Source organism: Rahnella sp. R3(2024), assembly GCF_042920125.1.
Taxonomy (GTDB): Bacteria; Pseudomonadota; Gammaproteobacteria; order Enterobacterales; family Enterobacteriaceae; genus Rahnella; species Rahnella rivi.
The window spans coordinates 1,288,441-1,312,168 of record NZ_JBHGBU010000001.1 but is presented as its reverse complement, the minus strand read 5'-3'; the positions used below and the strand labels follow the sequence as shown (position 1 = coordinate 1,312,168).

Genomic DNA, 23,728 nt, shown 5'->3' with positions numbered 1-23,728 from the left:
GATAATTAGCGGTCTAGATCCAGCAATTCGCTATCAACAATAATGCCATCCTCAGCACCTTTTAAGACTAAATTTGCTTCGTAGTATTTTCCTGAGTCGAGTAATTTACTGGCTTCGGAAACGGCTTCCCGTGTTTGTTTTAACGGCATCAGGTATTGATTTTGCAAAACGCTCATACCCGCTAAACGCAGCGTGTCGATAGCGCCTTTAGGGTCACCCTTGGCGACTTTCTCATTCGCTTTTTTAATGGCGGCTTCTTTTTCGGGAGAGGCAATAAAGTTCTCAGAAATCGCGAAGTTAGAATTAACGATAATGTACTGGTCGTTAATCATTTTGGCGCCGGCGTCCATTTTTGTGAACTTGCTCCAGTCGGTGCTGGCATCGGAGAGCAAATTAGCCGCGTCTCGTGTTAATTGTTTGGCCGCATCAGGCTGACCCTGGAAAATGGCCACTCTGGCAATTTGAATATCGCGCACCGCATCAAACCCCTGTGCGGCCATATTAAGAACATCACTGGCTTCTTTTTTGACCAGATGACTGGCAGGTGTATCAGTTTGCGCTGAGACAGGGGGGGTATCGGCCCATACCGGAGATGCCGTCACCATCGTTGCCATCAGGCTCGCTAATAATAATCTTTTCATAATAAAATCCTGTTGATTTAAGAGAATGTAAAAAACATGTACAGAATAGATTTTATTTTTACTGGTGATAATAAGAATGGCAATTCAATGATGAGAGAAATAACTTACGTACGTCATCCTTATTAAGAGAAGGATGACATGCGTAAGATTCAGATGATAGTGTGCAGGACTGTATCTGATTTCATTGAGTGTATAAAAACAATAAATTAATGAAACGGTTTGGAACGTGTTCATCGAACCAGTGATTACCCTGTCATTTCTCTTAGTCCAGGCATCTAAAAATGAATAACCTGAATGAAAACGTCGCGCATCTTTCATGGTGTGCTCTGGTCGCACTTCATATCAATAATACCCAGTCTCCCTCCAAAAATGCGGCACAAGAAGATCTCTTTTTACTGCGATGGCTTATTCAGGCTCAGCGACAAAAAAGGTTTTCCAGAGAAGTGGCAGATTCCTTAAACGATATGATTACCTTTAGCAGACAGTTAAGTCGGACAATAAGAATCAAGAGGTATTTGTTAACGCTCTGGAATGAACACTCTCGGTTAAATTCAGAGAAATTTTGTCGAAGCGAATGCCAGGCTGACATCTGACCGCGAATATCAATCTCCCCAAAAGACGCTTTATCTAAAATTATCAATCAGGAGTAATCCCTCGTGAGAAAGATTCTGCTCTTTGTCTTCGCTGTCATTGCGATGCCAGCGATTATCTATTCTGCCTGTGCGTCAGAGGCGTTCATCCCTGCCAGCATGGCGTGTAAACCCACCTTGTCCAACCGGTCAGCCGGGTTGCCTCCTGAAACATCCGGCAGAGTTTGCGAAGGGAATGGCGTCAGGCGCATGAATGTCATTAACCCTCATAAACTGAAAAGCTACCTTTCGAAGAAACTGCTGACTATATCCAGATAGCTCCGTCATTGCAGCGCAGGGCTAACATGGGAATATGCACTTATACATTTTCTAAATCAGCGATCCTGATAATGTCGCTCCAGGATTACAACTGTACTCTTGAGCGTACAATAACGCCCTGTTGCTCTGATATCTTTATCCCCGGCAGGCTTATAAAATTTATTGCATAGCACTTTCAATTTAAATTCCGTCGGTCAGGCTCACGTTTCATTATTTCCCGGCGCGGATTATACATTCTATTTTTTAAATTATTTGACTCTGATAAAAGGTTAATGCCATGAGTGATGATATAAACGGTTCACGATATAACAGTAAAGATGATGTCTACGCGTCAGCAGATTTAGCATCATCATTACCGTCCTCCTCTTTCCCAAACGAAGAACACGAACCGCGCAATATATTCAATGCGATCCGTGATGAATTACTCCTGGATGGTAATTCACGTCAGAACCTTGCGACTTTTTGTCAGACCTGGGTGGATGATGAAATCCGTGAGCTGATGGATTTGTCCATCGACAAAAATATGATCGATAAAGATGAATATCCGCAGACGGCGGAAATAGAAGCGCGCTGCGTGCGAATGCTGGCCGACCTGTGGAATTCGCCAACGCCGGACACCACGCTGGGCTGCTCGACGATTGGCTCTTCAGAAGCGGCGATGCTGGGCGGGTTAGCGCTGAAGTGGCAGTGGCGTAAGAAACGCGCAGCACAAGGTTTGTCAGCGGATAAACCCAACCTGATTTGCGGCCCGGTACAAATTTGCTGGCACAAATTTGCCCGCTATTTTGACGTCGAATTGCGTGAAATTCCTCTGGAAGGCGATCGTCTGATCATGTGTCCGGAAGAGGTGTTAAAGCGTGTGGATGAAAACACCATCGGGGTGATCCCTACGCTTGGCGTGACATTTACCTGCCAGTACGAGCCGGTAAAAGCGGTGAGCGATGCGCTTGATCAGCTGCAGCTGCAGACCGGGCAGGATATTCCCATGCATATCGACGGTGCCAGCGGCGGTTTTCTGGCGCCATTTTGTGCGCCGGAACTGGAGTGGGATTTCCGGCTGCCGCGGGTTAAATCCATCAATGCATCAGGCCATAAATTCGGTCTGGCCCCGCTTGGCGCAGGCTGGGTCGTGTGGCGTGAGGTGGCAGACTTGCCTGAAGAGCTGATTTTCAATGTTAACTATCTGGGCGGCAACATGCCGACCTTTGCGCTTAACTTTTCACGACCGGGCGGGCAGATCGTTGCCCAGTACTACAACTTCCTGCGCCTGGGGCGTGAGGGTTACGCCAAAATCCATAATGCCTGCTACGCCACGGCTCAGCATCTGGCAGCGGAAATCGGCAAGCTCGGGCCGTTTGAGATCATTTTCGATGGCGACAGCCAAAAAGGTATCCCTGCACTGGCCTGGACGCTGAAAGAGGGCGCTTACCTTGGCGGTTATACGCTCTACGATCTGGCTGAGAAACTCCGCGTGCGTGGCTGGCAGGTGCCGGCTTACTCCATGCCGTCCCACCGTGAAGATTTGGTGATTCAGCGCATTCTGGTCCGTCACGGTGTGAGCTACGACCTCGGCTGCCTGCTCATTGAAGATATGAAACGTGCGCTGAATGATTTCATGAGTCACCCGCTCAGCCAGCCTTCCAGCGCATCACGCACGGGCGGCTTTAATCACGCATAAACGCGTGACCTCTCTTGTTCCGGGGTGACCCGAAAGTCACCCCCCTAAATTTCAGATTAAAACTTACTGAGAAGACTCTGCGCTTCCTTCAGGAGATCAGTTATGGCGAGCACAGTAAAAAGCGCCGCACCTAAACAATTATCGTTGTTGGGCTTTTTTGCTATCACGGCGTCGATGGTGATGGCCGTTTATGAATATCCCACGTTTGCTACCTCGGGTTTTTCCCTTATTTTCTTTCTGCTGTTGGGCGGTCTGCTGTGGTTTATTCCCGTCGGTCTTTGTGCGGCGGAAATGGCGACGGTAGAAGGGTGGCAGGAGGGGGGCGTTTTCACCTGGGTTTCTAAAACGCTGGGTGAAAAATGGGGGTTTGCGGCTATTTCGTTCGGCTATTTGCAAATCGCGATAGGGTTTATCCCGATGCTCTATTTTGTACTGGGCGCGCTCTCTTACATCCTCAAATGGCCGGCGTTGAACAGCGATCCGATAGTGAAAACGGTGGCCGCGCTGGTGATCCTCTGGGGTCTTGCTTTAACGCAGTTTGGCGGCACCAAAAATACAGCGCGCATTGCTAAAATCGGCTTCTTTGCCGGCATCCTGCTTCCTGCGGCAATCCTGGTTGTCTTGGCGATCAGCTATCTTCATTCCGGTGCGCCGGTAGCCATCGACATGAGCGTGTCGACCTTCTTCCCGGACTTTACTCAGATGGGAACCCTGGTGGTGTTTGTGGCCTTTATCCTGAGTTACATGGGTGTTGAAGCGTCCGCGACCCACGTCAACGAGATGAAGAATCCGGGGCGCGACTATCCGCTCGCCATGCTGCTGCTGATGTTTGCGGCCATTTGCCTGAGTTCTGTGGGCGGTCTGTCTATTGCTGCGGTGATCCCGCATGACGACATTAACCTTTCGGCTGGTGTCATGCAGACCTTCAGCGTGCTGATCAATCACCTGGGTAGCGGTTTTGAGTGGGCGATCCGCGGCATTGCTGCACTGTTATTGTTAGGTGTGCTGGCGGAAATCGCCGCCTGGATTGTCGGGCCTTCCCGCGGAATGCTGGTGACAGCGCAAAAAGGGATCCTGCCTGCCAGTTTCGCAAAAATGAATAAGAACGGCGTGCCTGTTGTTCTGGTGATTTCCCAGTTAATTATCACCTCTGTGGCGCTGATTGTTCTGACCAATACCGGGGGCGGCAATAATATGTCTTTCCTGATTGCACTGGCACTGACCGTGGTGATTTATCTGTGCAGCTATTTCCTGCTGTTCCTCGGTTATATCAACCTCGTGCGTAAGCAGTCAGCAAACAAACGTACTTTCAATATACCCGGTGGCAAAGCGGTGAAACTGACCGTTGCGGTCGTGGGTCTGATGGCATCACTGGTTGCCTTTGTGGTGTCATTCTGTCCACCGACAGGTCTGCCAGGCAGCGAAGCGAACACTCTTTACGCTGGCCTGCTGGTCGTATGCTTCCTGATCGTGCTGTCCATTCCGTTCATTATTTATGCCCTGCATGATAAGCGTGCGAAGCGCAGTAATATCACGCTAAAACCCGTCAGCAGTGATTCAGCGCCAGAAGGGCATTTCTTTATTCATCCGCGTGCCCGCTCAATGCACCATATCTTTGTCGATAATAAAAAAGTGCATTAACCGGTAATCAATAAGCCAGGCAGGAATGTCTGGCTTATTGACGTAATGTGACGAGCTGCAAAGGAATGTATGCCGCGGTTTTGATCGCGATTTAAACGTCGAGTTTACGGCCCGTCAGCCATTCGACCCTGGCCGGATCGCGATGCGAGAAGAAGGCGCTGGTTGCGGTATCGAGAGCGGTAATTCGCAGCATGTCTTCAGCATTAAGCTCAAAATCGAGCACAGTGATGTTTTCTTCCATACGCGCTTTACGCACGGATTTTGCCAGTGAAACGATGCCGCGCTGGAAGATCCAACGCAGGACTATCTGACCAACGCTTTTGCCATACTTTTTACCCAACTCAGCCAGGACGGGATGCTGGAACAAGCCATTTTTCCCTTCTGCAAAGGGCGCCCAGGCTTCAGGCTGGATACCCCGGCTTTGCATCCAGGGTGCGGCGTGCAGTTGCTGGTTGAAAGGGTTCACTTCAATCTGATTCACCGCGGGGATGACCTTATTAAATGCCACAAGATCGGCCAGTCTGTCGGGTTGGAAATTACTCACACCGATAGCGCGGATCTTGCCTGCCTGCTGCAGTTCTTCCATGGCCCGCCACGCCCCATGAACATCACCGTAGGGCTGATGAATAAGATACAGATCGACATAGTCGAGCTGCAGGCGGTTCAGCGAACGTTCGAACTGGGCTTTTGCCCCTTCGTAATGGGTATCCTGTAACCAGAGTTTCGTGGTGACAAAGAGTTCATCACGGGCGATCCCACTGTGCTTAAGCGCATTGCCGACCTGAGTTTCATTCTGATAGGACGCCGCGGTATCAATCAGGCGATAACCTGTTTCGACAGCATCAATAACCGCACGCTCGCATTCGGCGGCATCCGTCATCTGAAATACACCAAAGCCCAGCAGGGGCATTTCAATACCATTGTTCAGTGTGACTGTTTGCATGACGTTATCCTCCGGCGATTGTGTCGGAAAAGCATAACGCAGAGTCATTTATTTTATTAGGTGGGGTAATGAGATAGGGTTAATTAGTTGTATTCATCAATATGGCCGTTAACGGAGTGTGAAGTGGGTTGGGTGTGGCAGGAGACTTATGTGAAGGCGCTGTTTGAGTGTGCTATAAAATAATGCTCTAGAGATAAATGTTCGCAAACGGATAGTTTGTTTTGATATGTTGGATTTTCAAGGGAAACTGAACAAGGGATGGAAGTATGGAAATCACATCTATAGCCGGTGTCTGGAAAATATTTATACCCGCACTGCCTTATTTGAAAAAATTATTTATCTTCGATACTTTTTTTTCATTATCTTATGAGAAGAAAGCGGAAGCTATCACCTATCTTACAGAGTGTGGGGATGAAGAAGAAATTCTGGAGAAATATAAACAGGAACTCAAGTTATCAGAATATAAAATGTCCGGCAATTACATGCTGAATGTTCATATATTGAAGTATTACATTTTAAATCCTGCGAAGCATAAAAAATTCTGTAAGTCCCTGTTTGTTTTTGAAGGTTTTTATAAATACCATGATCATGAAGTGACAATAAAAAAGAATGTCATCTGGATAATCATACTTATGTTTATTATAGGTTTTATTGCGGGCGCGGGCGCCTTGTTTTCCTGGGCGAAAATTACATCAACCCCATTAAAATGGACATATTCTGTCGGAGGGTTAATCATTTTCACTCAGTATGTTTTTTATTCTCTCCATATGCTATTTTGCTACATCAGTCTCAGGCGTAACGCAATAAAGTTTAATGTATTCATTTCCATATTACGTATAAAAAAGGTATTGTCCGGTAACAATATTGTTTAGGCGGATAACTTAATTTTTTCAAAAAAAAGTTTTAGCCGGGCATCAGATTGATAGTGTTTTGAAGAGAGTCAGATCAACAGCCTATAAAAGGGGAGAACGTGCGGGCAGAAATGAAGGAAAAAATCATCAGAATCTGCGAGGCAAAAATCGTGGCGAAGGGCAGCCATGTAGGGCTGTCATTCTATGCATTTTTTGCGAATAAAAATGATGAACCGGAACTGCTGATGGAAGTGGCACATTGGTGGATTATGGAGATGAAACTGGATCACTTTGAAAAGGCTGAAAAGATAAAATCCCTCGTTTTAGCCCTGTAACGAACCTGTCAGGTTTATAGCTCTTTGGCTGAGAAATTTCTCCATGCGAAGGTCGCAGTTAATATCACGAGGGGAAGGAATATGCTTATTTTTTCTCACACCGCGATGCGCTGACCGCAACCTGGCACCTACCTGAACGACGTCAGGTAGGTGCCAGAAACGGGCATTGCCCACATTATTTCTTCTTATTGAGCATCGACTTTAAATCCGCAAACGGACTGTAAGTGGCTGCCTCAACATCATTTTGCGCGTCTTCACCCGCCACCACGTTTGTGCCGTACAGATCGGCTTCGGTGTACTTGGAGTGTTCGTTGTCGTGGCAGTACAGACACAACAACTCCCAGTTGCTGCCATCTGCCGGGTTATTGTTGTGATCGTGATCGATATGGTGAACCGTTAACTCGCGCAGGTTTGAATACACAAACTCGCGGGAGCAGCGCCCGCATACCCATGGATAGATTTTTAGTGCTTTCTCGCGGTAGCCGCTTTCCAGCCGCGAGTAGTTTTTTGGGATCAGAGCCATTGCCGACATTGCCTGTAATCAAGAGGTCATTTTACGAAAGTGCCCTCAATATATCCCATAAAGGAACGGAAGGAGAAATGAAAGAAGAGCGGCAAAGCTGCCACGTTATCCGGCCCGCTTAACCCTGGTGGTCAGCGCCATACCTGCACTGGCCAGCGTAAAGACGGCCATTATCCAGCCCATCGTCCAGGGGGTGCCATCGCTGAGCAGGGCCAGTAAAAGGGATGAAATAATGCCGCTGCCATATTGCAGCGAGCCCATCAGGGCCGACGCGGAGCCCGCGACGTTCGGCACCGCGTCCAGCGCACAGGCCGTCGAAGTGGCGGCAATAATGCCGTTCATGGAAAAGAACACAAATACTGCCACAACAATCAGACCAATTCCGCCGAAGCCAAAACCGGTCGCTGCGGCAAGGATAACGGCCGCGAGGGTGGCGGCTAACACGGCAAATCTGAGCAACGACTCCAGCGGATAACGATGTACCAGGCGGCGGTTCACCACGCTGACGGCCATCAGCCCGATGATATTCACCGCAAACAGCCAGCCGTAATGCTGCGGATCAACGCCGAAATAACGGATGTACACGAACGGAGAGCCGGTGATAAACGCATAAGCGGCGACGTAGTAGAAGGTCAGACAAAGCGTGAAACGCATAAAACTGGCGTTTCTCAGCAAGATGGCATAGTTCGCAAACGCGCCGGACAAGGAGGCTTTCACTCGTTTTTCGGCAGGCAATGTTTCCTCAAGCCAGAACAGCGAGCCCAGCATCAGCACGCCGATTATCGCCAGCAGCCAGAAGATGGTGTGCCATGAGGTGACTTTAATCATCTGGCCGCCGATAAGCGGCCCGGCAATGGGCGCAACCGCCATGATGATCATCAGCGTTGAGAGCATTTGTGCAGCACGTGTGCGACTGAACAAATCGCGGATCATTGCCCGCGCCAGCATGGGGCCAGTGCAGGCTCCCAGCGCCTGAAAGACTCGCCAGAAAACGATCTGCACGATGTCCGTCGACAGTGCGCATCCCACCGATCCCGCAATAAACAACACCATGCCCAAGAACAAGGGCAGGCGTCGGCCAAAGTGGTCACTCACCGGCCCCCAGACCAACTGGGCAATGCAAAAGCCAATCAAAAAGCCGGTGATCGTTAACTCCGCGTCACCCTGTAAATCTGTTGCCATCACCGGCATCGCAGGCAGATAGATGTCGGTGGATAAGGAGGTGATCGCCATTAACGCGCTGAGAATTAACACCAGTGAAAGGCCGGTCGTTTTTCCGGCAGCGGGCGGCGATAGCGCCTGTGAAGGGGTCATGGTTATCCATCGGGACAGTAAGAGAAGCAGGCATAGTAGCGGGTTTACGGGCGCAGATAATGGCGCCCGGCAGGATAGGCACTATGAACTGAATTCATGAATGGGGCGTCACTCTGTTTGTGGGCGATGTAATTATTATTGATGATGATTGTAATCAAAATGAGTTGACACTTTAGATGATGATTATCATTATTAATGCGCCTCATTGAACACCGCGCCAAACGTGCTGCGGCGATGCACAGCCCGCCAACGATAAATGACACTCATCAGAGAACAACTTATGACTCAAACACATTCTGCAGTGCTGATTACCGGTGCCTCCAGCGGCTTTGGCGAAGAGTTTGCCAGACAATATGCCAGGCTCGGCCACCGGCTGGTGTTGGTCGCGCGCCGGCTGGACCGGCTCGAAGAACTGGCGGCCTCGTTGCGGCAGGAATACACCATTGAGGTGCAGGTTGAACAGGTCGATCTGTCAGACATTCAGGCAGTCACTGAGCTTCACCAGCGCCTTGCTGCACAAGGCGTCGTCATCGATATCCTCATTAATAATGCCGGGCACGGTCTTCAGGGAGCATTTCTGGACAGCCCGGCGGAGGTTATTTTGTCGATGATCCAGCTCGACATCACCAGCCTGACGCTGATGACACGCCTGTTCGGCGAGGACATGAGAAAGCGTAAGCAGGGTAAGATCTTACAGGTTGCGAGTATTTTAGCCTTTCAGGGGGTTGAGCATTTTGCGGTGTATTCAGCGGCTAAAGCCTATGTGCTGCGTCTTGGGGAAGCGTTACACCGGGAATTCCGGCGGGACAATGTGACGGTAACGACCCTGTGCCCCGGACTGACTGACACGGGCTTCGCAAGCGTTGCTCAGCAGAAAGTCACGCCGCTAATGCGTATGACCATGATGCAAACGCCTCCGGTGGTCCGCGCCGGTATCCGTGCGCTGGACGCGGGACGGATAAGCGTGGTGGCGGGGTTTGGCAATAAACTAAACGCGGTATTCATGTGGGCAACCCCGCGCTGGATCCATCAGGCTTTTTTATCCAGAATCATGAATGCCTGATTTCTGACAGTGGCAGGTAAATGTGCAAAGCCTGTGTATTTGCCTGTCATTGCGTCGCGTTAAATACCGCCAGGAAAACGTCGGCGAGAAATAAAATCGGTGCAATTAATATCTTTCGCTAATATAAATAAAAGTAATATATAAATTATCAATGAATCATTCCTCTCTGCTCCCTGTTTCTCCTCCTGTGTTGCGTTAAATTATTATACATTTAGTGCGCCTTAAGATGATTATTATGTAACGCAGCTTTTATAGATGTGCTTCTCACGCGCTGTGTATTATCAGGGAGGTGCTTTTTTCCTGTCTGTATGACAGCGTTTTATGGCTATTCATATTAAGTTACTATTTATCCTAATGCTGTAATTTATTGATTTTAATGATTTAAAATATCTTATTTAAACCTGATATAAATCAATTTTTCAGGGTGTCAGCGGCGCCTGCTCCCGTTGTTACTGCGTAATCCTGATGAGTTTATAACCTGTGTTCGGGAAGTTTTTTTATTTCATATCAACTGATTGGAATTCCAGTTGCGATGATTTTTTTAATTATCAGGTGTGATGTTTTTTTACAAATTAATGCCGCAAAACGTCTTTTTTTTCACACGCTGAATAAGGCCGGTTAATAACACTCTTTCTTTTCCGTGAATATAAATTGAGCTATTTTGACCTGCCATTTCAAATGTTGAACCTACGTGCTGACATACTTTAAATCCTTTTTGCGAATGACCTGGATCAGTGATGTCAATGAGGTGAACAACTAATACAGTCGTTTGTGATCCGCAGGAAAAGTGTATGAACAAGTCTTATAAAATCGTCTGGAGCGAAGCTGCGCAGGATTGGGTGGTTACCAATGAGCTGGCGGGCGGAAAGAAAAAAACAAAAGTCTCTAAAATTGCCAAAGCCTGGAAAACGGCATTGTTGTGTGGCGGGCTGATAGCGTCACCTTACTCTCTGGCGGGTGACTGGGACGTTGCAGATACCGATCCCAAAAGCGCTACCACGATCTTTTACGGCAGTGTTGATCTTGTTCAGGGCGGAGGCAAAGGGTTTGCCGGACTGAAAAAAGGGGACATAGGCTACACCTCGATGACGCTGTCTCAGGCGCGTGACCGGGGGTTGATCGGCGAAGGTGCTGAGTATGTGGACTGCGACAGTGTGCATTTAGGCGGCAAGACGAACGTTGTGACTTACACCGACGCCATTACGCACAACAAAACGACCATTAACGCTTATGACAATAACTCCATAACAGCCGGGAAGCTGAATACGACCTACGCCTATTCCCATGACGTTGGCGCTGGCGGCCAGTATCTCGATAAGGCGATTTACAGCGTGGCCTCGGGAGGAAAACTGGATGTGGATGTCGGGTCTTCCGATGCTAACTGGATGAAAAACAGTGCCAATCGGGTGAATCTGATCATGAAGAGCAGTGATCCGAACAAGGTCAACTCGGCGGTATTTTCTGTAGATAACGGCGGAACGCTGAATTACAACGCCAAAACCCTTGTCAGTCTCGGCAATCATAAAAACGTCAATACGTCGGTCACCGGTGATGTCTTAATTTCCACCTACGCCGGAGAAGTGAACAGCAAAATTGGTCACTTCTCAATTAACACCCTCGATAGCTTCAAAGCCTATAACACCGCGTTGATCGAAGCGGTAGAAGACGGGCGTCTGGATCCTGATGATTATGATGGTCAAATCGCGTTAGGCGTCACACCAACGATCTCTATCCGCCAGCTTGATGTGACCACGCCCGGAGACCCGGTGAACGCCAGTGTCAGCGCTACCAGCGTGGCCTATATCAAAGCGTCCGGAAGCTTTGCCCAGGTCAATTTAAGCCATGATGCCAATCTGCAGCTGACGGAATCCGATGCGAGTCTGATCTACGTTGAGCAGGGGGCGAAACTGGACAACAGCGGGACGCTCAGCACCCTGCGTAATCTCTCCAACCCTGGTTCGAATGTGATCAGTGCCGCCTCCGGTGCGTCAGTTCACAATGCCAGCAGCGGCGTCATCTATGTTAACGATGATCTGGCTGCCGGTGCGGTGCTCGGCGAGACTAACACCCAGTACGGTTCGGGGGTGGGGATTTACGCCGTGGATGCGTCGGTCGTCAATGACGGGGTCATCAATATCGCGCCGCAGGGGTCGCATAGCCGAAGTGTCGGTCTGATACTCGATGGCAGCAGCAACGCCCGCAATAACGGCAATATTAATCTGGCGACGATCGATCAACCCGTGGGGGTGCGTGGCTATGAGGATATCGGTGCCATGGTGGGCGGAAACAGCACGCTCACCAATGCGGGCCTTATCTATGTCGGGCGCAGCGCACAAACCTCCTTGTCCGACTCCGCCAAAGCCACCAGCATCATCAATCCCGGCGCCATTGCCGTGTCGGTGAGTGATCACGGCACATTTGAGAATGCGGTGGGTGGCATGATCAATCTGGGAGGGAAAACGCAGGGCGCAACCGCCATTCTGGCGAGCGGCGCGGATGCTGTGGTCGATCAGAAGGGCATGATTAACCTTTCCTATAACGCTATCGGTGGCAAACCGGTGGCGCAAAGTATCGCGATGGATGTGACCGGCGGTGCCACCCAGGTCAACAACAGCGGCACCATCAATATGATGGGGATTAATGGCGTCGGGCTCAACGTGCGGGCCGGCAGCCATGCGACCAACAGCGGCACCATCTTTGTGACGGAAGGGGTGGATGCCGCCACCAAAACGGCGAACTACGGTATTCAGTCTCAGGGGCAAGGTGCGGTGGCGACGGTGACCGGGGCAGTAAAACTGACCGGTAACGGCGCGATTGGTGTGTATGTCAAAGACGGCGGCGCGGTTGATGTCGATGGCGACGGCGTGAGATTTATGAGCGGGGTCAAACAGACCGGCTTCCTTATCTACGGTAAAGGTTCTGCCGTCAGCGTGCAGAACTCCTTTCAGGATGTCTCGACGCAGGATTCCACGCTCTACCGCATCGACGGTGGCGCGAGTTACGGCTCCCTCGGCGCAACCTTAACGGGCAGCGGCCAGAACAGCACTATCCTTCTGGCGACAGGAAAAGACAGCAGCATCGACGCCACCGGCATGAATCTGATTGCCAGCGGCCGGGATGCCACGGCGGTCAGGGTCGAAGGCGGTGCCTATGGCAAAATTGACGCCACAACGGATATTGATCTGACCGGTGTCGGTTCCCTTGCCGGCAGCGTTCAGGGCGCGTCGACCACCATTTATGGCGACACGGACACGACGGGCGCCTCGGTGCTCGACAGCTATGCCACCCTGCGCACCTCCGGCGGCGTGGCCGCGGGTGCAATGGGATATAAAGTCGCGACCGGCGGTACGCTTAATCACCACGGTATCGTGACCCTCACTGCGGCGGACAGCGTCGGCGTTGAAATCAACGGCGGCAGCATGAATAACGACAGCAAAATTACGGTGAGCGGCACGGCGGTCGATATCATCGGCGCGAATTCCGTGGTGAATAATACCGGCGCGACCACCGCCATAAACGGCACGGCGGCATATCGGTTGTCTGACGGCGCGTCGCTGGCGCTCAGCGGTTCCGGCTCGACCAACGCGGCAGGCACGGCGCACGGTATTCTGCTCGATACCGGTGCGGTTGGTCTGATCGTCAACGGCGCCACCATCAATATGGCGGCGTCAGGTTTCGGAAACGGCATCGAAAACAAAGCTGAAATCAGCGGCATTCAGCTGCTCAATACCACTCTCAACGTGGGACGAGGCGCGGGTGTGCGCACGGCCGCCTCTCTGGCACAGACCAACAGTGGCACCATTAACGTCAACGGGACGGGCACCGGTCTTCTGCTGGAAAATGCCGATGGATCCGCGTCGGCGGCAGATTACGACATGTCCAAATCGCAGGGGCTGGTGATCAATATCAACAGCGCTGACGGCAGCGGCATGACCACCAATACCTCCGGCAACATCAAATCCGGGGTCAGTATTCATGTTAACGATGTCGCCGGAGGATCCGCGCTGGTGGTGAATGGTGGCACGCCGCGCGTCGAGCAGTCCGGGAACATCATTTCCGCGTCGGCGGCTCAGATGGTGGATATCAATAACGGCCACACCACGGCCTTCAGCAACAGCGGAAGTATCCTCTCCCGTGCGGCAAACGGCGTGGTCATGAACATTGACAAGCAGGCGGTAGACTTTACTAACGCCGCGGGCGGCAGCCTCTCGGGCGCCGTCAACCTGCTGGAGGGTAACAATACCGTGACGCTGGCGCATGGCAGTCAGGCGGCCTCCGTCTTTACCACCGGCACCGGCGATGATCAGTTCAACCTGCAAGACATTACCGCGAACGAAAACGCCACCTTGTTCGACGTGCTGGATGGCGGGCAGGGCAACGATGCGCTGAACCTGAATCATTCGGTCTATACCCTCCCGGATTCATCAAAAATCAAGGGGATAGAGAATGTGTATCTGGCTGACCGTTCCCGCTTTACTCTCGACCATGCATCGCTCGATTTAACGGCTGCCGGCTCCGCCTGGAATATTGACAGCACCAGCCAGCTCATCATCACTGACGACAAGGCCATGAATTTTGCCAGCCATCTGGCCGGCACCGGTCTGGTGACCGTGGATTTGGGCAGTGATGCCAATGCCTTTGCCTTTACCGCCAACAATGCGACAGACCGTTTTACCGGAAAGGTTGAATTGACTCACAGCCAGTTTGTTCTGGATGGCACCACCACGCAAAACAATCAGGCGCTGTCCGATGCCACCCTGGGTCTGGGCAACGCCAGCATAACGGTTGTCTCGAAAGGGTTGCAGCAGATCGGCAGCCTGTCTTTTGATGGCGGCATGATGAACGTCGATACCGATACTCTGGGACGCAGCCGGTCGGAAGCTTTCCTGATGACCAGCAACGATTTGAATATCGGCGGAAGAGGCGTGGTGAAGGTGTTAACCAATGACGTGATGAACGCGCGGGCATTGCCACCTGACACGCTGGCGTTAACGATGCAGGATGACGCCAATCCGATCCTGAAACTGGCCGGCAGCCTTGGCACGGTCAGCGGCTACGGCTCTAATCTGGATCTGCTGAAAGCAGACGGCACCACCATGAGCGATCCGACCTATTCAGATGTCATTCAAAAAGGGCAGGTGGCCGCCAACGCGACCTTTGATTTTGGGCTGACGTCCGGTGCGTCCGACGACGGTCTGTATATCAACTACGGTCTGAAAAAACTGAACCTGGTGACGTCGGGTGCGGATGCGCTGGTGATCAACGCTAACGGCGCGAGCGGTGCCAGTGCTGACCTCGCAGCCCGCGTGACCGGCGGCGGTGACCTGACGATTGCCGCAGGATCCGGCCACACTGTCTCGCTCTCCAACATGCGCAATGATTATACCGGCGTGACGTTTGTGCACAGCGGTACGTTGCGGGCGGAAAGCGACAATATTCTCGGCAACACCAGCGAACTGCGTCAGGCTGGCGACGCCAGGGTGGATCTGAACGGTTACTCGCAGACTGCCGGCAGGCTCAATACCGACGCCGGTGCGGTCACGGATTTCAACGGCGGCAGCCTGACGACGCTCAATGGCGGCACCGTCAGCGGGGCGCTGACCGGCGCCGGTGAACTGATCGTAAACAACGGCATTCTGACGGTCAGCACCGCCAATGCAGGCATGACGGCGTCGACCACCCTCCGTCAGGGTGCCGAAGTGGCGATCAATGAGACGAGCGGCATCGGCAGCGGAGATATCTTCAACAGCGGCCTCCTGTCGCTGAACGGTGCGCAGGGCGTGATGGCTAACAACATCACCGGCAGCGGCGATCTGCATAAAAACGGCGCGGGTCTGGTGGCGCTGACCAGGGCTTCTGCGCAGTACACCGGCCACACGGACATCACCGGCGGCGGCCTGCAACTGGGCGACAGCGCGACGAACGTCCTGCTCGCCTCGGATACCGTCAATGTGGCGCAGGGTGCCGCTTTCGGTGGCTTCGGCGGTACCGCCGGGGATGTGAACAACGCGGGCGCGTTCAGCCTGGGCGATCTCTCTTCCCCGCTGACAGGCGATCCTCAGACCTTCACGGTCGGCAACAACCTGACTAACAGCGGTTTCATCACTCTCAGCCAGCCGGGCACATCGACTGCGGGCAATATCCTGCAGGTGAAAGGCGACTACACCGGCAACGGCGGCACGCTGCGCCTTAACACTCAGCTGGGCGATGACGACTCTCTGACCGACAAAATAGTGATAGAGGGAAGCACGCGCGGCACCACCAGGGTGTCAGTGAGCAATGCGGGCGGCCACGGGGCCTCTGCGATTAACGGCATCGAAATCATCTCCGTGGGCGGCAGTTCTGACGGCGAGTTCACCAAACAGGGCCGCATTGTGGCGGGCGCTTACGACTACGATCTGGTGAAAAAAGGCGGTAACTGGTATCTGACCAACAACGGGGAAGTGCCGGATAACGCTGACAATGCCGCAGGTGGCGATACCCCGTTCAGCGGAGGCGACGCGGCGGATAACGCAGCAAGTCTTCAGCCGGCCGCGAATATCCGCCCGGAAGCCAAAGCCTACGCCAGCAATCTGGCCGCCGCCAACAACATGTTCAGCATGACGCTGCACGATCGTCTTGGCGAAACCCATTACGTCGATCCTTTCACCGGAGAGGAAAAAGTCACCAGCCTGTGGCTGCGCCAGATCGGTGGGCATCAGCGATCTCATGACGACAGCGGCCAGAACAACACCCAGGCAAACCGTTATGTCGCGCAACTGGGCGGGGATATCGCTCAGTGGAGCCGCAGCGGCGAAGATCGTTATCACTTTGGGGTGATGGGCGGCTATGCCAGCCAGCACAGTAACACCCGAAACCATCGCACCGGTTACAGCGCGGATGGCTCGGTTCACGGCTATAGCGCGGGCATCTACGGCACCTGGTTTGAAAACAACGACGAGAAGACCGGTGGCTATGTCGACAGCTGGGCGTTGTACAACCGGTTTGATAATGGCGTATCGACGAAAGACGTCGGTTCGGAAAGCTACCGCTCCGGCGGTGTTACGGCGTCCGTCGAGAGCGGTTACACCTGGAAAACCGGTGAAAAGAACGAGCACGAAAGCTACTACTTACAGCCGCAGGCACAACTGACGTGGATGGGAGTGAAAGCAGACGATCATCAGGAAGCCAACGGCACCCACGTGCAATCAACCGGCGACGGTAATCTCCAGCTTCGTCTGGGTATGCGTGCCTTTATCAAAAGCATGGATGCAAAAAGTCAGGACGGAAAGGATCGGGTCTTCGAGCCTTTTGTGGAAGTGAACTGGCTGCATAACACCCATGATTTTGGCGCAAGCCTTGACGGCGTGAACGTGAAAGAGGCGGGCGCGCGTAACGTCGGGGAGCTCAAAACCGGTGTGGAAGCAAAACTGAACGACACCGTGAATCTGTGGGTGGATGTCGCCCAGCAAATCGGTGACGAAGGCTACAGCGACACGCGGGCCATCGTCGGTGTTAAAGCAAACTTTAAATAATGTATGCCCTTCAATTTCAGCGAAGGGTGAATCTGAGAATACTAAAATGAAACAACAAACGTTACTGATTATCGCCGCCACCCTCGCGGTCAGCAGCCTGGCGGGATGCGATCAAAAAGAGGCACCTGCCAACGATATTGCCGTGGTGAATATTGCGCAGGTACTGAGGGATTCTCAGGCAGGCAAACAGGAGGCCGAACATGATAAGCAGGTGCAGGCATTGCTGCTTAACGTGTATGACGATGCCAGTTCGAAATATGCGCGCCTTCCCGCTGCCGGGCAGCAAAAAAGTCGGGATGCCGATGCCGATACGCTGAACAATCAGTGGCGGGCTGAAAAGAATGCGGCACGACAGGTCAGCCTGAACGCCATAACCAAGGTGGTCGATGCCTACAGACAGGAGAAAAAACTGCGGCTGGTGATCGACAGCCAGACGGTGATCTCCCGGGATGATAACGCGGACATCACGGCAGACATCATTTCCCGCCTCGATCAAACCGAAGTGGATTACGGGCCGTTGCCGGTCATCTCGGTGAAAACCCCGGCGGAGGCACCGGTGAAACCGGAGACACCGAAAACACGCAAAACGCACAAATAACGTCCATTATCCTTTTCAGATAATTATCACGGGCACTGTTATAAATGCCGGAAAATTAACGCGTTCTTTTATTATTAAAAATAATCATCGTCTAAATGAATAACGAGTTATTGAGTGGTCAGGATTATTATATATAATTCAGGCCATTTCTTTCGCAACGTGCCAATTAATTTGTATGAATATCAAATTATATATTCATCAAGTGTATTGTTGTTATTCACAGGCGTGAATAACAGGCGCGGCAGATAAACTTTCATTATGGTGAAACTTATAGCGGATGATTATTAATAGTAAAAGGATTGAGTTGAAATGGATAAGAAGTTTGAAAAGGCGTTAATGCCTCATTTATTAGCCGCTGTGAAGTATGCACGTTCAAGATTACCCCTTAAGGCCACCAATAAAATTTACACCGATAAACGGATGGTGAGCCAGATGATGCCTAAAGATCCTAAGCGCTGGAGTTTGCATACGGCAGAAGCGGATGAAATAAGAACAAAGAATATTCGTGCCTTGCGCGCGCTGAAATTAGCGCCACGGGAAACCGCGAACAAGCTTGAGCATGATTACATCAACAGAATCCCCCATGCGGGTAACTGCGGTGAAAACGCCATTCTTGCTTATTATTACCTGTTAGACAGGGCCCAGCGCCTGGACAGCGCTGCCAAAACGGAAGTGCAAATCATGAGGGTTTACCTGCCCGCGCCAGTCGATCACGCCTTCGTGCTGATCGGTACCCGGCCAGCAGGGTACTCCAGGCTGTTACTGGAAAATACGCTGGTCTGCGACCCCTGGACTAAAATTGTCTGCCGGCTGGAGGATTTCGACAAACTCTGGCGATTAAAAATGGAAAAGTGGTCATCCAGGGGATTAGCGGGACTTTGTGGTGAAGGATATTACAGTCACCACGGAGACAGCTGTTCTCTTAATACGGTCAGGATAGGGAAATTACAGGTAGATCAGGAGCGGAATGAATCAAGATATTCCGCGGGGCAGCATTCACTGGTCGATGGTCAGTCTTTCCGCTAAATACATTATTATTATTTATCAGTTTATGGCTGTTTAAAAATACCGGGCGATGGAATGGCATTAATAGATATTCACCCTGTGAATAATAATGGCTACATATTTATCAATGTGCCGTGTTAATGCCCCCAGAGGTCCGTTATCCGCAATGGAAGCGCCGTGCTTCCATTGCGGGATATTTTTTACAGCGGCAAGACATCCAGCGGTTTCACTTCCCTTAACACGAAGGATGTCTGCATTTCTTTAATCCCCGGTAAGCGCCGCACCACTTCCATCGCGAAAGTGGAAAAACTGTCGAGATCTTTTGCGGCCACCTGCAACAGAAAATCGGCATCTCCGGCAATCGCATAGCAGGCAATCACCGACGGCAGCGCGCCGACCTGCTGCTCGAACCGCTGCGCATCTTCCTCACTGTGACTGTCGATTTTTACCCGGATAAAGGCCAGCAGCCCGAGGCCGACGGCTTTACGGTCAATCTTTGCCTGATAACCGGCGATCACGCCGCTCTCTTCCAGTTGCTTCACGCGTCGCCAGCAGGGTGACGCGGCCATGCCGACTTTTTCTGCCAGCTCCTGATTGGTCATCCTCCCGCTTTGCTGAAGTTGCTTAAGAATGCGAAGGTCTGCCGGTAAAATTTCAGATGGTGACATAATCTGCCTGTTATACGGTTTTTCGGGAAAAAGTTAACCAGATTAGGGCATTTTCTGCCGATAAAAGAAAGCACCTTTCAGCGCCAGATCGTTATGCTTGGTGTTAACGCTGAAAACGAAAAGGGCTCAAAAATGACAGACACCATCCGGCTTGCGATTATCCTCAATCCTGAACTTCCGCCGGGATTACTGGCGAACACGGCGGGGGCAATCGGTATAGGGCTGGCTGCGAAATTCCCGATGCTGGCGGGCAATGCCCTGACGGATGCGAAGGGCGCGACCATCGATGTCAGCTCAAAATACCCGGTGCCGGTATTGCAGGGAACGCCGGATCACATTAAAGCGCTGATGTTTAAGGCGCTGGATGCGCAGGGCGAGCGCGGGGTGGTGGCCTTCCCGGCTTTTGCCAGGGCGCTGCATGCGTTTGCCGACTACGAGAACCTTTTCCCGCTGCGCGATTTGCATGATGAAATCATCGACGGTTTGGGGCTGGTGGGGCCGGAAAAATGGATTAAATCCCTGACCGGAAATCTGAAACTGCTGCGCTAAACGGCGCGCCGCGAAAACCACGTCCCTCTGTTGACCCGTTATCGCGCGGGTCAGTCACATCAAAAATTCTTCTTTAACCTAAATCCTCTGCCCTTTACATGACACTTTCTCACCTGTTGCACTTTATATAGTTACATAAGGTGATATTTCTCCTAATCATTATAACGATCATTAATTAATTCTCCTTTCCTGCCGATAACGCAAAGGCATTGCGTAACACCTGCATATTTAAACAATAATGGAGAGTCATTTGTTATGAAAAGGTTACTAAATAGTTTTGAAAACGTCAGGGTAGGGAAGAAACTCGCACTGGGTTTCGGGCTTGTTTTGTTGCTCAGCGTCGCGGTAGCGGTGTGTGGCATTAAAAACCTTAATGATATCTCCGTTCGTGCGGAGAAAATCAGCCAGCTGAAAGCCATTACCGATCAGTTTGCTCTGGCAAGAGATGCGCGGATGCAGTACGTCAAAACGCATGACGAAAAGTTTATCGCCGCCAATGAAGAGAGCTTAAAACGGGTAGACGAAAAGATCGCCAGTTTGCAGACCTACCCGTGGCGTGGCGAACAGTTGCAGATGCTGCAAACGTTGCCGGGCGCGATGCAGGGTTATCGCGAAAAGCGTGCGGAAACGGTCAGCGAAACCCGCAAGCGTGAAAGCATTGTCGGGGCGCTGGTGCTGACCCGAGAAGAAGCTGACGTCACGCGTCTGGCGCAGTCTTACACTCAGGATCCTGCCACCGTGGGCACCGCCAATGCGCTGAATGAAATCAGTAAACACCTCACCGGGGTGGCCGTACGCGTTAAACTGCTTGAGTTGCAAAATACCGAAGAGGCCCAGCAGGCATTAGTCGGATTCATCGCTGAATCGATTCAACTTATGGACGCCATCAAACCGCAACTCAGCGCGGCAGATGTGAATGCACTGACCGAGGTTGAGCGTTCAGTGACCGGTAAACAGGAAAGCGCGCAGGCGTATCTGGCGTCTTATCTTGCGGAAGAGCAGGCGACTAAAGAGCTGGCGAAATCGGGCGCGGTGCTGACAACGGCGAGCAGTTCGCTGTTTCAGGAAGAGCTGAAAGCCACGCATTCAGATATCAATCAGGCAATTTTATGGATGTCGCTGATCACTGTGGCTGCCATTTTGCTGAGCATGGCTACCGCGTTCATCATCACCCGTCAGATCACCACGCCGTTGTCCGCGACATTACGCGTGGCCCAGCAGATTGCCCGTGGCGATCTCAGAGCGGATCTGCATACATCGCGCCGCGATGAACTGGGTGAGCTGATGCAGGCGGTGGGCGAGATGAACGACGATCTTCGCCGCATTATCGGGGATATTCGCAGCGGTGTGTCGCAGGTCAGCCATGCTTCGGCCGAAATCGCGGCGGGAAACAATGATTTGTCTGCGCGTACCGAAGAGCAGGCTGCGGCGCTGGAAGAAACGGCGGCCAGCATGGAGCAGTTAACCGCCACGGTGAAGCAGAACGTCGACAATATTCATCACTCCAGCCAGCTGGCGCGCGCCACGTCTGAAACGGCGAACAAGGGCGGCAAACTGGTTAATCATGTGGTGAAAACCATGAATGAGATCACCGCCAGTTCCGGCAAGATTGCGGAGATCACCACGGTTATCAACAGCATTGCCTTCCAGACCAACATTCTGGCGCTGAACGCTGCGGTAGAAGCGGCGCGTGCCGGTGAACAGGGGCGGGGTTTTGCGGTGGTTGCCAGCGAAGTGAGAAGCCTCGCGCAGCGCAGCGCACAGGCGGCGAAAGAGATTGATGAACTGATTGGCGAATCCGTCGAGCGCATCAGCGCCGGGTCTGAGCTGGTCGAGCAGGCCGGTGCCACCATGCATGACATCGTGACGTCTGTCGGCAATGTCACTGAAATCCTGAATGAAATTGCTCAGGCGTCGGATGAACAGAACCGGGGTATTTCGCAGGTGGGGGAAGCGATTGTCGAAATGGACAACGTGACTCAGCAAAACGCCGCGCTGGTGGAAGAGTCTTCTGCCGCAGCCAATGCCTTACGCGATCAGGCGCAAAGCCTGGCGGGTTCCGTTTCACGTTTTGTCACTGAGTAATCACTGTGATGCTCACTGCGCCAGGGCGGCACAGTGAGCATTTTTACTTCAACGGCGGGCGATCAGCTGGTCGTTTTTAACTGCGGATAGCGCCGGAAAATCGTCAGGCACCAGACAAACGCGATACATCCCAGCACGCCACCGGCGTAACCGACGTTGCTCATTTCCAGATGCAAACTCACCTGATTGCCTAACAGCGCGCCCGCGCCGATGCCGATATTGTAGATACCCGACAGCAGGGACATCGACACGTCGGTGGCGTCGGACGCCAGCGCCAGTACGCGCACCTGCAAGGCCAGGCCGATAATCATCATGGCCAGCCCCCACACCACGCACAACACAGAAATGCTGATCGGGTTCATCACCGCCACAAACAACAGCAACATACTGAGCGTCACCATCAGGATCGGGCCGCTGAGCATCGCTGCCGGGAAGCGGTTGCCGAACATGCTGAAAATGATGCTGCCAAAGATACCCGCGCCACCAAAAATCAGCAGCAGGAAGGTGGTGAAGTTTTCACCCATATTGGCGACGGTCTGAATAAACGGCTCGATGTAGCTGTAGGCCGTGTAGTGAGCGGTCACTATCAATGCAGTCAGAACATACATGCCGACCAGCGCCGGGCGGCGGAACAGCATCGGCACACTTTTCAGTGAACCGGTATGTTCGCTTGGCAGCGGTGGCAGCAGTTTGATCAGGCAAATCAGCGTCAGCAGCGCAACCACGCCGATGCTCATAAAGGTGGTACGCCAGCCGAGATACTGACCAATGATGCGCCCGAGCGGCAAGCCCAGCACCATCGCCAGCGCCGTACCGGTGGCTAACATACTGAGCGCCTGCGTTTTTTTACCCGGAGGGGCGACGCGAATGGCCAGCGAGGCGGTAATCGACCAGAAAATCGCGTGGGAAAGGGCGATACCGACGCGGGAGGCGACGAGGCTCCAGAAATCCCAGGCCACCACCGATAACACGTGGCTGACGATAAACAGGCTAAATATAAAGATCAGCAAGCGTTTTCGCTCAACCTGCCGGGTCAGCAGCATCAGCGGCAGCGACATCAGCGCCACCACCCAGGCGTAGATGGTGAGCATCAGGCCGACCTGCGCCGTCTTCATATTGAAACTGGCGGCGATGTCGGAAAGTAATCCGACCGGCACAAATTCGGTGGTATTGAAGATAAAGGCGGCGATCGCCAGCATCACAACGCGAAGCCATGCTGTCCTGCGCGAAACGGTATCTGATTGCATTGAAATTGATAACTTATTAGAAGGTGTAAAGACCAGGCTCTCTGCAACAGGAAGCCTTTTGAACGCATAGTGTGTTTTATTTGTTCTAAAAATGGAACAGAAAACTGGCCTAACAGATAAATGTTTGAGGGACAATTTTCATGGCGGAAAGTGAGAGGCAGATCA

18 protein-coding genes are annotated in these 23,728 nt (G+C 52.2%); 11 read left to right on the top strand and 7 right to left on the bottom strand.

The genetic code is table 11. The annotated features are described in order from the left end of the window. Nucleotides 1-5: 5 nt before the first annotated feature. Complete coding sequence (locus ABSH60_RS05785; RefSeq protein WP_390973106.1) at nucleotides 6-641, bottom strand: YfdX family protein; 636 nt, start codon at nucleotides 639-641, stop codon at nucleotides 6-8. 281 nt (nucleotides 642-922) lie between these two features. Here ABSH60_RS05785 and ABSH60_RS05780 point away from each other — a divergent pair, with 281 nt between their 5' ends. After that, complete coding sequence (locus tag ABSH60_RS05780) at nucleotides 923-1,234, top strand: DUF2913 family protein (protein WP_390973104.1); 312 nt, start codon at nucleotides 923-925, stop codon at nucleotides 1,232-1,234. Nucleotides 1,235-1,350: 116 nt separating this feature from the next. Here the strand turns inward: ABSH60_RS05780 and ABSH60_RS05775 are convergent, their stop codons facing one another. Further along, entirely contained in the window at nucleotides 1,351-1,491 is a 141-nt protein-coding gene (locus ABSH60_RS05775) for a hypothetical protein (RefSeq protein WP_162997918.1), read from the bottom strand. A gap of 335 nt (nucleotides 1,492-1,826) precedes the next feature. Between ABSH60_RS05775 and ABSH60_RS05770 the strand changes: the two genes are divergently transcribed. Both ABSH60_RS05770 and gadC read left to right on the top strand, forming a co-directional pair. Further along, nucleotides 1,827-3,227, top strand: coding sequence for a glutamate decarboxylase (locus tag ABSH60_RS05770; RefSeq protein ID WP_390973102.1), 1,401 nt, complete (start codon nucleotides 1,827-1,829; stop codon nucleotides 3,225-3,227). Between the two features lie 102 nt (nucleotides 3,228-3,329). Beyond that, a complete protein-coding gene (gadC, locus tag ABSH60_RS05765; protein ID WP_056781916.1) occupies nucleotides 3,330-4,868 on the top strand; it encodes a glutamate:gamma-aminobutyrate antiporter in 1,539 nt (512 codons plus the stop codon). A gap of 91 nt (nucleotides 4,869-4,959) precedes the next feature. On the opposite strand, the gene ABSH60_RS05760 is transcribed toward gadC, so the two are convergent. After that, a complete protein-coding gene (locus ABSH60_RS05760; RefSeq protein WP_390973100.1) occupies nucleotides 4,960-5,811 on the bottom strand; it encodes an aldo/keto reductase in 852 nt (283 codons plus the stop codon). 266 nt (nucleotides 5,812-6,077) lie between these two features. Between ABSH60_RS05760 and ABSH60_RS05755 the strand changes: the two genes are divergently transcribed. Together ABSH60_RS05755 and ABSH60_RS05750 are read left to right on the top strand one after the other, a co-directional pair. Next, nucleotides 6,078-6,683 (top strand): hypothetical protein, encoded by a 606-nt coding sequence (locus ABSH60_RS05755; protein WP_390973098.1) that lies wholly within the window; start codon nucleotides 6,078-6,080, stop codon nucleotides 6,681-6,683. 98 nt (nucleotides 6,684-6,781) lie between these two features. Next, nucleotides 6,782-6,997: a DUF6500 family protein gene (locus ABSH60_RS05750; RefSeq protein ID WP_056781909.1), complete on the top strand. Its 216-nt coding sequence runs from the start codon at nucleotides 6,782-6,784 to the stop codon at nucleotides 6,995-6,997. Nucleotides 6,998-7,172: 175 nt separating this feature from the next. Here the strand turns inward: ABSH60_RS05750 and yajD are convergent, their stop codons facing one another. Both yajD and ABSH60_RS05740 read right to left on the bottom strand, forming a co-directional pair. Then, on the bottom strand, nucleotides 7,173-7,520 hold the full coding sequence (gene yajD / locus ABSH60_RS05745) for an HNH nuclease YajD (RefSeq protein ID WP_056781907.1): 348 nt from the start codon (nucleotides 7,518-7,520) through the stop codon (nucleotides 7,173-7,175). Nucleotides 7,521-7,625: 105 nt separating this feature from the next. Then, a complete protein-coding gene (locus ABSH60_RS05740; protein WP_390973095.1) occupies nucleotides 7,626-8,834 on the bottom strand; it encodes a Bcr/CflA family efflux MFS transporter in 1,209 nt (402 codons plus the stop codon). 280 nt (nucleotides 8,835-9,114) lie between these two features. Here ABSH60_RS05740 and ABSH60_RS05735 point away from each other — a divergent pair, with 280 nt between their 5' ends. The 4 genes from ABSH60_RS05735 (at nucleotide 9,115) to ABSH60_RS05720 (ending at nucleotide 19,035) form a co-directional block, all read left to right on the top strand. Continuing rightward, entirely contained in the window at nucleotides 9,115-9,897 is a 783-nt protein-coding gene (locus ABSH60_RS05735) for an SDR family NAD(P)-dependent oxidoreductase (protein ID WP_390973093.1), read from the top strand. Nucleotides 9,898-10,688: 791 nt separating this feature from the next. Beyond that, nucleotides 10,689-17,411 carry an autotransporter outer membrane beta-barrel domain-containing protein gene (locus ABSH60_RS05730; RefSeq protein WP_390973091.1) on the top strand — a complete coding sequence of 2,241 codons (6,723 nt, stop codon included), beginning with the start codon at nucleotides 10,689-10,691 and terminating at the stop codon, nucleotides 17,409-17,411. Nucleotides 17,412-17,457: 46 nt separating this feature from the next. Beyond that, nucleotides 17,458-18,009: an OmpH family outer membrane protein gene (locus ABSH60_RS05725; RefSeq protein ID WP_390973089.1), complete on the top strand. Its 552-nt coding sequence runs from the start codon at nucleotides 17,458-17,460 to the stop codon at nucleotides 18,007-18,009. 309 nt (nucleotides 18,010-18,318) lie between these two features. Next, nucleotides 18,319-19,035 (top strand): hypothetical protein, encoded by a 717-nt coding sequence (locus ABSH60_RS05720; RefSeq protein ID WP_056781897.1) that lies wholly within the window; start codon nucleotides 18,319-18,321, stop codon nucleotides 19,033-19,035. A gap of 179 nt (nucleotides 19,036-19,214) precedes the next feature. Here ABSH60_RS05720 and ABSH60_RS05715 read toward each other — a convergent pair whose 3' ends face one another. After that, nucleotides 19,215-19,682, bottom strand: a complete 468-nt coding sequence (locus ABSH60_RS05715; RefSeq protein WP_390973087.1) for an Lrp/AsnC ligand binding domain-containing protein — start codon at nucleotides 19,680-19,682, stop codon at nucleotides 19,215-19,217. 132 nt (nucleotides 19,683-19,814) lie between these two features. Between ABSH60_RS05715 and ABSH60_RS05710 the strand changes: the two genes are divergently transcribed. Continuing rightward, nucleotides 19,815-20,231, top strand: coding sequence for a DUF2000 family protein (locus tag ABSH60_RS05710; RefSeq protein ID WP_390973086.1), 417 nt, complete (start codon nucleotides 19,815-19,817; stop codon nucleotides 20,229-20,231). Between the two features lie 255 nt (nucleotides 20,232-20,486). Next, nucleotides 20,487-22,316 carry a methyl-accepting chemotaxis protein gene (locus ABSH60_RS05705; RefSeq protein WP_390973084.1) on the top strand — a complete coding sequence of 610 codons (1,830 nt, stop codon included), beginning with the start codon at nucleotides 20,487-20,489 and terminating at the stop codon, nucleotides 22,314-22,316. Nucleotides 22,317-22,378: 62 nt separating this feature from the next. Here ABSH60_RS05705 and ABSH60_RS05700 read toward each other — a convergent pair whose 3' ends face one another. Beyond that, nucleotides 22,379-23,563, bottom strand: a complete 1,185-nt coding sequence (locus tag ABSH60_RS05700; RefSeq protein ID WP_056781892.1) for a sugar transporter — start codon at nucleotides 23,561-23,563, stop codon at nucleotides 22,379-22,381. Nucleotides 23,564-23,728: the final 165 nt, after the last annotated feature.